The organism is Xenorhabdus griffiniae, from assembly GCF_015163655.1.
Taxonomy (GTDB): domain Bacteria; phylum Pseudomonadota; class Gammaproteobacteria; order Enterobacterales; family Enterobacteriaceae; genus Xenorhabdus; species Xenorhabdus griffiniae.
On record NZ_JADEUF010000136.1, the window covers coordinates 1 to 8,870 of the forward strand.

The 8,870-nt window shown below is 42.8% G+C and carries 8 protein-coding genes; all 8 read right to left on the reverse strand.

The window, feature by feature from the left end:
• Positions 1–280 precede the first annotated feature (280 nt).
• The 8 genes from IQ211_RS16630 to yhfZ all read right to left on the reverse strand — a co-directional run bounded on the left by IQ211_RS16630 (position 281) and on the right by yhfZ (position 8,275).
• On the reverse strand, positions 281–1,249 hold the full coding sequence (locus IQ211_RS16630; RefSeq protein ID WP_189761021.1) for a methyltransferase: 969 nt from the start codon (positions 1,247–1,249) through the stop codon (positions 281–283).
• A gap of 497 nt (positions 1,250–1,746) precedes the next feature.
• Positions 1,747–2,850 carry an aminotransferase class V-fold PLP-dependent enzyme gene (locus IQ211_RS16635; protein WP_189761020.1) on the reverse strand — a complete coding sequence of 368 codons (1,104 nt, stop codon included), beginning with the start codon at positions 2,848–2,850 and terminating at the stop codon, positions 1,747–1,749.
• A gap of 4 nt (positions 2,851–2,854) precedes the next feature.
• On the reverse strand, positions 2,855–4,204 hold the full coding sequence (locus IQ211_RS16640; protein ID WP_282885548.1) for a YhfT family protein: 1,350 nt from the start codon (positions 4,202–4,204) through the stop codon (positions 2,855–2,857).
• Between the two features lie 10 nt (positions 4,205–4,214).
• Positions 4,215–4,577, reverse strand: coding sequence for a DUF2620 domain-containing protein (locus IQ211_RS16645; RefSeq protein WP_189761019.1), 363 nt, complete (start codon positions 4,575–4,577; stop codon positions 4,215–4,217).
• A gap of 95 nt (positions 4,578–4,672) precedes the next feature.
• Entirely contained in the window at positions 4,673–5,581 is a 909-nt protein-coding gene (locus tag IQ211_RS16650) for a phosphotriesterase-related protein (protein WP_189761018.1), read from the reverse strand.
• Positions 5,582–5,670: 89 nt separating this feature from the next.
• On the reverse strand, positions 5,671–6,861 hold the full coding sequence (locus IQ211_RS16655; RefSeq protein ID WP_189761017.1) for a YhfX family PLP-dependent enzyme: 1,191 nt from the start codon (positions 6,859–6,861) through the stop codon (positions 5,671–5,673).
• A gap of 99 nt (positions 6,862–6,960) precedes the next feature.
• Positions 6,961–7,323 carry a PRD domain-containing protein gene (locus IQ211_RS16660; protein ID WP_189761016.1) on the reverse strand — a complete coding sequence of 121 codons (363 nt, stop codon included), beginning with the start codon at positions 7,321–7,323 and terminating at the stop codon, positions 6,961–6,963.
• 43 nt (positions 7,324–7,366) lie between these two features.
• A complete protein-coding gene (gene yhfZ / locus IQ211_RS16665) occupies positions 7,367–8,275 on the reverse strand; it encodes a GntR family transcriptional regulator YhfZ (protein ID WP_189761015.1) in 909 nt (302 codons plus the stop codon).
• Positions 8,276–8,870: the final 595 nt, after the last annotated feature.

The following is an 8,870-nucleotide window of genomic DNA, read 5'->3' on the forward strand; positions in this document are numbered from 1 at the left end:
CGCTAATATTATTTGAAATAGTTCTTAATCAACTCCTCAAATACCTCGCCAAAATCTACCAAAATATGGTTTTGATTTATTAGCACCGTTTTGTGGGGATCCCTCAGCGCGTAGCGAGGAGATATAAACAATCACAGTGAGTTGCAAGCTGCAACTTGAAGTTTAATGCGTATATAGCAATCTCACTTCAAGATACGTGTGATCTCTCCCCGCGAAGCGGGGAGAGATCGGGTTTCATATCGTGTTGTAAATTGCAATTTGAAGTTTAATGCATATAAATTCATTTTTTCATTTCGATAATGTAGTAGTTACCATTTTCCGTGGCAAAATCCATGCTGTAGATATTTGTGATAGAGAGACTCGCTTGTTTTGCCATAAATTCAAATTCTGATTGATATCGTTTCTTGCCTAACAGAAGAGTATCTATATATAAATCAAATGACACTGCTTCATTTGGCTCTTTAATCATATCGATAACATATAAAACGGAATCTTCCCGCATGGCTTTATGGCAATTTTTGAGAATATCAATAGCTTGATTGTCTGGCCAATCATCTAAAACATTTTTTATGCTGTAGGCATCATATCCTGCTGGAATAGCAGAAAAGAAATTACCATTGATAAAAGTAATCCCTTCTGATTCTTGCCTGATAAAATCATATTGATCCATGACATGGCATTGGATATGTGGATAGTGCATTTTTATACTTTTTGCCAAAGAACCCACCCCACCCCCGATATCAATCAATGAAGAAATGCCATTTAGAGGAATATGTTCAATAATATGTTCATTCATCTTATCGGTCATTTTTGCCAATAAATTATCAAAAACTGTTTTGATAGTTTTATTTTTTTCATGACTGAGATAATCAAAAAATGGCTCATGATGGGTAAGTTCAAAAGCAGATTTTTTATTCGTTTTACTTAAGGAGGCACTGTATTGTGACCAAGCATTCCAGAAGGCAGGATCTAATTCGAACTTTATATATAATGTTTCAAAGCTGTTTGGATCACTGAGTGATGCCCATTGTTCAGTAAGGTAAAATTTATCATCTTTTTTGGTTAATACATTAAGTGATTGCATATAATTCAATAACCTATGGAATCTGTCTTGATAAACATGACATAGCTGAGCAATTTGTTCCACGGTTTTACCATCTTGGGTACTTAAATATAATGGTGCTTTACTATCTACAAAAGCAAATAGTGCATTCGATTTGCGATAGGCAGTAACCATTTCCAATGACATTATTATTCCCCTTATTCAAGTTTTTAAATAAATTGAAATTCATTGGGTATATGTATTTTTATTTTATAATTATTTTTATATACGCATTAAACTTCAAGTTACAACACGATATGAAATCACACGCATCTTGAAGTTAGACGGGTATATTTTTAAATAGAGAGGATGCAAATGATTTACCAAAGAAACCAAGCGCATCCTGATTATTTATTTTCCCTGGTTAGTGGATGCACTATAAAACCTCAAGATAACTTGAGGTCAAGTAATATTTATCTAAGTACGTCTAATATTTTTTGAATGTATATACGCGTTACCTTTCAAGTTGCTCATTATAAAACAACATAATTCGTTGTTTCTCCTGCTTTGCGGGGAGAAACAATATGCATATTGAAGTGAGATGGGTATACGCATTAAATATTAAGTTGCAGCTTGCAAATCACTGTGATTGTTTATATCCCTCCGCTACACGGGGAGATATAAGATGCATCTTGAAAGACGATTTAGGGAGCTGTGCCTTTGGATTTCAACTGGCAGCTTTCCCGTAATATGCGCATGACGGTATTTGCACCGCTACGGTTGGGATTGATGCGGATCATGCGTTGTTCCAGAGTGGGATCTGCTTGACGGAAAGTGCCGGAAATGCGGTAAAACAGGGGCGGAATTTCGAACTTTGACTCTGCACCTACCGGATAAGGTAGCGCACCGAGTGTGGGAGCTATGGCGAGCACTCTTTCTGCAATGGGATCGTGAAATTCGACCAGTAACACTTTTGATTGTGCATTGGCGAGAAAGGCTTGTTTTACCTGTGGCAATTCCCCTTGGTTCAAGCGCGTCACCAGTTCGTTATTCACTTCGGCCTGTACTGCGTGCATAACCGGTGCGAATACCATACCTCGCAGGGCTTCCATTGCCTGATAACCTTGTATCTGGCAGCCACCGGAGTACATGCTGTGGCGTAGATTATCAATGATTGCCTGCTTTCCTACAATTAACCCAACGCCTTGTGGTCCCAATAATTTGAAGCAAGAGAACGTGGAAAGGGTTGCGCCATATTGACAACCGATATGTGCTACTTTCATTGCCGCGTAGTTATCATCGACTAATGAAGGAATGTCATATTGATTCAGGGTGCTGATGACCTCTTGCAGGCAGTAGCGGTCAGATATTTTCTGGCGTGTATGTTGAATAAGGCTGGCAGCGGGGGAAAATTGCTCAATAGCGGCCACAATTTGCTCTGTGTGGTTGAAATCTGCCTGTACGACACGAAGCCCCATTTGTTCAATTGATGCCTGGGTTGTGGGATAAATCGGTGCATGATGTACAAGTAACGTTGAATTGGGACTGACCAACGCGGCCAGTCCCGCGCGTAATGCACCCGTTCCTGCTCCATTGACAAAAGCGGCTGTTTCAGCGCCGAAAAACTCCGCAATCACCGCTTCAATGCGTCGAGTCATCCGTGGTTGGTGGAGATCTGGGACTAACCCCAGATCGCCTTGCGAAAGAAAATCAGCACCAGGAAAATGGCGACAGATAATATCAACCAGCCTGAATTGTTGCTGTTGCGCTTGTGCCATCGTCATGCTTTGCAATGGATAGGTTTTCATTTTCTTATTTTATTCCCAGCAGAAACAGCAAGTTTGCCAGTATACCCACAATGATTGTTGCAATTGGGCCGATAGCCATTTCCACTAAAGGACGTTTGGATGTACGGTTAAGCAGATAGATACCCGCCACGATCATAAAACCCATGCCCGGCAAAATCGCGTTGGCGGCAATCATCGCACCAACCAACAAGGCAACTTCGAGCATTTTGGTGATCGCGGTACGAATATGTCCGCTGCATGCTTTCACCCCAGGATACTTATCCAACCAGATAGCGATTTTTGCCAGTAGCTGGATTTCAATGAACATGGTGATGCCGCCTGCGACAAAGGCAATCCACGGATTGTTGGTTGCCAGCCCTGCCACAAACACAAATTTCATGCCATTTGGGCTATAAACGCCTGTGGCTATAGCTGTCGTACCCACTAAGGGGATGAAGCTGATGGCACGTGCCAGTGCTACCAGCAATGCATTGGTCTGTTCACCTTGGGCCATGAGTTGTAGGGAAACAGGCCCTTCCGCCAGCAGGCTAAAAGACATGGTCGCAGCACTGGCAGTCAAGCCGCCACACAGGATTAGCAGCCATTTATTTTTCTGGATACGTTCTATACGGGTGGAAAACAGACCGACTAAGACTTCGTTGGCCCCTTTTTGCTCCGCTGTCTGCGTTGGACGTTCACGCATGGCAAAGTAGAACATGGCAATCATCGACAGCAATAGTGCCGCGCCGTTAGGATCAATGCTGACGGGTTTTTCGATCATTCCCCCAAAGCTCAACGGGCCAATAGCCTTGGTTGCCAGATAGCCGACCAGTGCGGTGAACATGACCAAAAGCCCTTTGCGATAGCCGTATTGATAGCCGACGACCATCGCAGGAAACAGGGCGAAACAGGCCACAATCGGATCGCCTACTTTCTTGAGGTCATTGGTGAAATTAACAGGCAACATGGCAAACAGTTCCACCACCGAACGTAGCCCAGCCAGCAATGCGATGGCATATAAGGCACCAATGATACCAGAGGCGATAAAACCTCTCCGGCTATTGGCACACCAAATCCCGATCATGTCTGTACCGAGTAACAGGCTGTGAACCAAGACAATGGGGGCCGTGAGTGAAAAGGGAATGCCAAAACCGACAACCAAACCAATGCTCAGGGCGAAACTGGTTGCGGCAAGCGCTTTGCGGCTCATGCGACCTTCAAGGTATTCCGGCAACAGTGGGCGTAGGCCATCGTGAAAAACAGCGATACCACGGTTTGCCATCATAGCGGCAATGGCGCCAATGGTTGCCAATAACCCTGCCTTAAAAGGATCGACCTCCATCAATCTCAGTAGGAAATCATGAAAATGTTGCACGATTGCCTCCTTACAGTGAGATGATGGTATTAATGATCACAGGCAGGACGATATCAATATCCTGACCGGTAAAACCAAATGCTTTCTTACCGGCTTTCACATGGGCGATAATCTCGTCATTGGACAAGATTTTTCCTGGCATTCCGACGGTGGCACATTGACTTAGTCCAATAAGCGCAATTGCCATTGCCAGCGCACCTCCTCCACCCGTATTACACGCGCCAAAATAGTAATCCGCTTCGCCATTTTTAATTGCCATCGCCGCGTCAATATCATTCATGATGGTAATAGCGGTGGCTTTATTGCCTGCCAATTGACGAATACTTTCGGCTATTGCCTGTTTCTCTATTTGTCCACCAACGACAAATCTCATGTTGTTATCCCTCTCTTTGTATCTTCATATCGGATTGCTTTTTGAAAAAGCTATGTTTTTAGAATTGGCTTAATTTAACTTTATGTTTTGTAAGTTTATTTTTTCTTGCCTTGGAAAAATTGTGCAGGATTATCACGCAGCATTTGGTCTATCTGTTTTTGACAAAAACCGGCTTCCAGCAACATGGGAACGAATACGGTTAGCAAGTAATCGAAGCCATTTCCCCCATTGTTTTTCAAATGAGATCGACGCGTGATATCTTGGGAAAGCATGATCCGATCAAGCAGTCCACGCTTGGCAACCTCTTGCAACATGGTAATGCGTCGGCTGTCGGGATAGTAATTATTCTTGCCGATTGTATCGAATTGTACCCATGCTCCGGCCTCTAGCAGTGGAATAATGGTGTCCAGATTATCCCTCAGATCACAATGACCGATAGCCACATATTCAGGGGAAACGCCAATCTCCATTAACAGCGCCAATTGCTCACGTCCCATTGTGCTTAATGTGGTGTGGGTGGAAATAGGACAGCCTGTAGCCTGGTGTGCCAATGCCGCAGCGATAAACACCTTTTGCTCATCTTGTGTGATTTGATCGAGACTAGAACCAATTTCTGCAATTACCCCTGCTTTTAATGCGGTGCCATCAATGCCAATGTCAATTTCAGCGATCATGTCATCGGCGATAGCCTGTACACTTAACTCTCTGAAATGAGGAGGGAAGAAAGGTTGTTTATAGTAGCCCGTCGAAGCAATGATATTGATACGGGTATCACGCATCAGATCCAGCAGAAAAGCGGCGTTGCGGCCCATGTAACGATTGGTCATCTCCACGATGTTTCTCACCCCAAGGCTGTAGAGGTGACGAAGTTCTCCTGCGATCAGATCGTATTGATCTAATCGACAATCCAGGTTTCCTTTCACATCAGAGAGATCGATATGCAAGTGTTCATGTACATAGGTATAGCCTGAAACATCAATCAAGTTATTTGCCTTTGTTGCCAAACGGTCGGATCATGCGGTAATTCCGTTATAGCGAAAATAATATTATTTAATGATGGAATGATCTTATTTGTAATACCCTTGTTGGGGGATTAGTTAGAATAACCACTATTTTTCCAGTTTCCTTGACTGTCATAAATCCCTTCAAGTTTTGGAGAGCCGGATTGAATACCTGAAACCAAGGCAACATCGCTGCGCGTTGTGAAAATCTGAGGGCGAAAACACATGATCACTGGGCTACCAATAGGGTGAATGCCTGCTAACGGGAGGTGGTAGTCAATGCAGGGTTCACCCAGACGTAGTATGCGTACTTTTTTAGCCAGGGTGATGCCAGGAGGGATGGTACGTTCAGGAAGAACCAATGCATGTTTCATATTCCCGCGTTTGTAATAACCGCCACCGTAGCAGTAACTATGACCATCATGGTGATGGGAAATTTCTGTGAGATAGACCATTGCAATGTGTTCCGGCTCGCAGCCACTGAAGTTGGCGGGGATGGTTCCGGTCAGGGCATGGCCTGGTTCCAGGTGGGTGGCGCCGTATTTGGCCAGTAATGGTATGGTGTTACAGCTTGAGGCTGCCGGAGCATTAATTTGCGAAAGTTTAATGCCGAGTTGTTCCAGTCGGTTTCGTGCCCGAATGAGGGTGAGCAAATTGGTGGTGGGTAAGGTTATCTGATAGCGGGGATCCCATGCCAGACAAGGAAAATGCGTCAGACCGCTCAATTTTATGCCTGGCATGTGTTTTAAGGCATCGACAACGGTATCTAATTCGTTAAAGGTGATACCGGCTTCTTGGCCGGAGAAGGCGATATCTCGTTTATCAAATATTTTTAGCATGATGGGCTGAATTCGTCCCAATTTCTCCGCAATATCTGAAATAGCTTGGGCTTTTTCAAGGGAAAATACAGTAATGATACTTGGACTATGCTTGAGCATGGTTTCTATTAAATGGGTTGGGGTCTGTACCAAATGACCGATGTGGCACAGTGGAATACCATGCTGGCTCAGGCTATAAGCTTCCCTGAAATCGACAGCCACGACACCGCGATAACCGAGGTCAATCAATTTTTGGGTCAGCCATGGATTACGCCCAATTTGTTTGGTCATCAAATAGAGCTCAATGTCATATTGCGCCGCGGCTTGCAGTAAGCGCTGACCATTGTCCAAAACCTGATCGACATCGATGATGTAGGTATCTGGCAAGATTGCACCTTGTTGCCAAAGGTCTTTTGCAACTTCAATCAATTTGGGGTTCTGTTTTTTTAATGCCTCAATAAACATAGGGCTCCCTTTATCGCTAAAAAGCAGCAAAGCTGTGTGAAATCAACATTTTTACAGATTAATTTTCATTTTTTTGAATATTTTTATGGGAATCAAAAACTAACCTCTTTCGCGTGAAAATATTAAACCATATAAATTTGCCAACAGATAGCCTTCCTCGTTGGGATGTAAGGCTACGGTAAATTTTGCAATTAGGGAGTAATGAATTGTGAGTAATTGATTGTAGTATTCAGATTGCTCGAGTGTTGCCAATATTTCTTTATCCAATGGAGCGACCACTTCACCACGGCGTGAGCGCATGAAAGCACTTGCCATATGGGTAAGCGCCATTTCGCCTTGCGGATGACGGATAGGGATGTGCCAGATATCTTCCAGAACATGCACAACTTCCAGCATGTTATCGTGGATATCTTGATCGATAACATCACCTTGTAGCAGGATAGTTAGCCGTTGTTCTATCATTGTTTTTTGTTATACACAGGTGTTAACCAGCCGCTTATTTGGTTCAATAAACGGGTTCGATGATGCCTGTTACTACGTTTTGTTGATGGGTTAGCAATAGATCCCGATCAACCATAGTATGCAGGAGTTGCTGGATAGGAATATTATCCTTGCGGGTGAGGATAACGGCTTCAGAAGCCTTGATAAAACACTCACTGCTGTCAGGGAGTTGGGTCATCAGACCTTGTGTTATGAGTTCATGGCCTTGTCCAACGTTCCAGATGGCCGCATCAATGTAGCCTTTTATGATTTGATTTAGGCATTCATGATAGGAAACCTCGACCAATTCAATCTCTTTGTCAGCAAAGTATTGCTTTGTCATTATTTTTTGGTCTGCTGAGGTGCTATCTAACCCAACGCGACGAATTGATTCCATTTCGCCAGTGCGAAAGATTAACCGATGCCTGTCTGTATAACTTTGTGTCCCTAGTGAAAGCGCAATATATAGATCTTTATTATCTGGGTGCTGTTCTGCGGCAAGTCTTGATGTGACCGCTAAATCGTAAACACCACTCAGTAAACATTCAATGCGGATATCTGAGCCACGCATGTGCGCGAAGTAAAAGGGAACACTTGCACACAATGCTTTTAAACCACTGGCCAGCCCTTCATAAGCACGGGTATATGGGAGTGGCATCGCACAAACCACATTGCCAATATCGGCATACTGCAACAGTAATTTGTGGTTTATCTGTGCAAGAAAGCTACCACTACGACCACGACGCTTAATTCCAACCACCTGCGCCTGTTCAAGAGATTTTAATGCTGCTTGCATCAAACCCACGGACAATCCACATTCTTTAGCCAATACTTCTATGGTTTTCAGGCGATTACCGCATTGTTCAGAGAGGAGATAACGAGCCAGAAATGACTGCGCGATCCCCTCTTTCTTAATGAATGTTTGACTCATCATTACAAGTTCTTATCCATTCCCATTTATATTCATAAAATTGAACATAAATCGCAATAAGCGAATTAAAGAAAAGGGATTAATATCACAATTACAAAAAAAATGAAAATTTAAAAAATGATAAAGTCTAATATTATCAATATTTTGAATATATATTTCAATTTTGCATTGAAGATATAAAAATTGCCATCATGGGAGAATATAGGGCCGGTTAGGGTATTATCTATGCCAGCTCACTGTGTTTTTCTGTATCGATGGTGATTTTTGCTGTACTATTTATCACGCTACAGAATAATTAGGCTATATTCTGCACGTTATTTTTGCATGAATCAATAAAATATCTTATGGAATGTATTTTATTTAAGACCATTAAAATTTAGCTTTTTCTGTTGTTATAGCCAACAATAAAGTAGGTTTATTATAGGATTATATTTTTATATTCTTATTTATATAGACTAATTCAACTTCAAGATGCGTGTTATATTTCCCCGCGAAGCGCTGAGGAATCCCCAGAAAATAGACAAGCATAGCGTTGTGTGATCTACTGATTGTTCCACCAAGTCAATAGGGTCACTGCTATGCCTGCACGTCAAGTATG

What these genes read in the sequence shown, in the direction of transcription:
- yhfZ (WP_189761015.1), bottom strand. Translation starts at nt 8,275, where the DNA reads ATGATGAGTCAAACATTCATTAAGAAAGAGGGGATCGCGCAGTCATTT.
- IQ211_RS16635 (WP_189761020.1), bottom strand. Translation starts at nt 2,850, where the DNA reads ATGAAAACCTATCCATTGCAAAGCATGACGATGGCACAAGCGCAACAG.
- IQ211_RS16630 (WP_189761021.1), bottom strand. Translation starts at nt 1,249, where the DNA reads ATGTCATTGGAAATGGTTACTGCCTATCGCAAATCGAATGCACTATTT.
- IQ211_RS16645 (WP_189761019.1), bottom strand. Translation starts at nt 4,577, where the DNA reads ATGAGATTTGTCGTTGGTGGACAAATAGAGAAACAGGCAATAGCCGAA.
- IQ211_RS16655 (WP_189761017.1), bottom strand. Translation starts at nt 6,861, where the DNA reads ATGTTTATTGAGGCATTAAAAAAACAGAACCCCAAATTGATTGAAGTT.
- IQ211_RS16660 (WP_189761016.1), bottom strand. Translation starts at nt 7,323, where the DNA reads ATGATAGAACAACGGCTAACTATCCTGCTACAAGGTGATGTTATCGAT.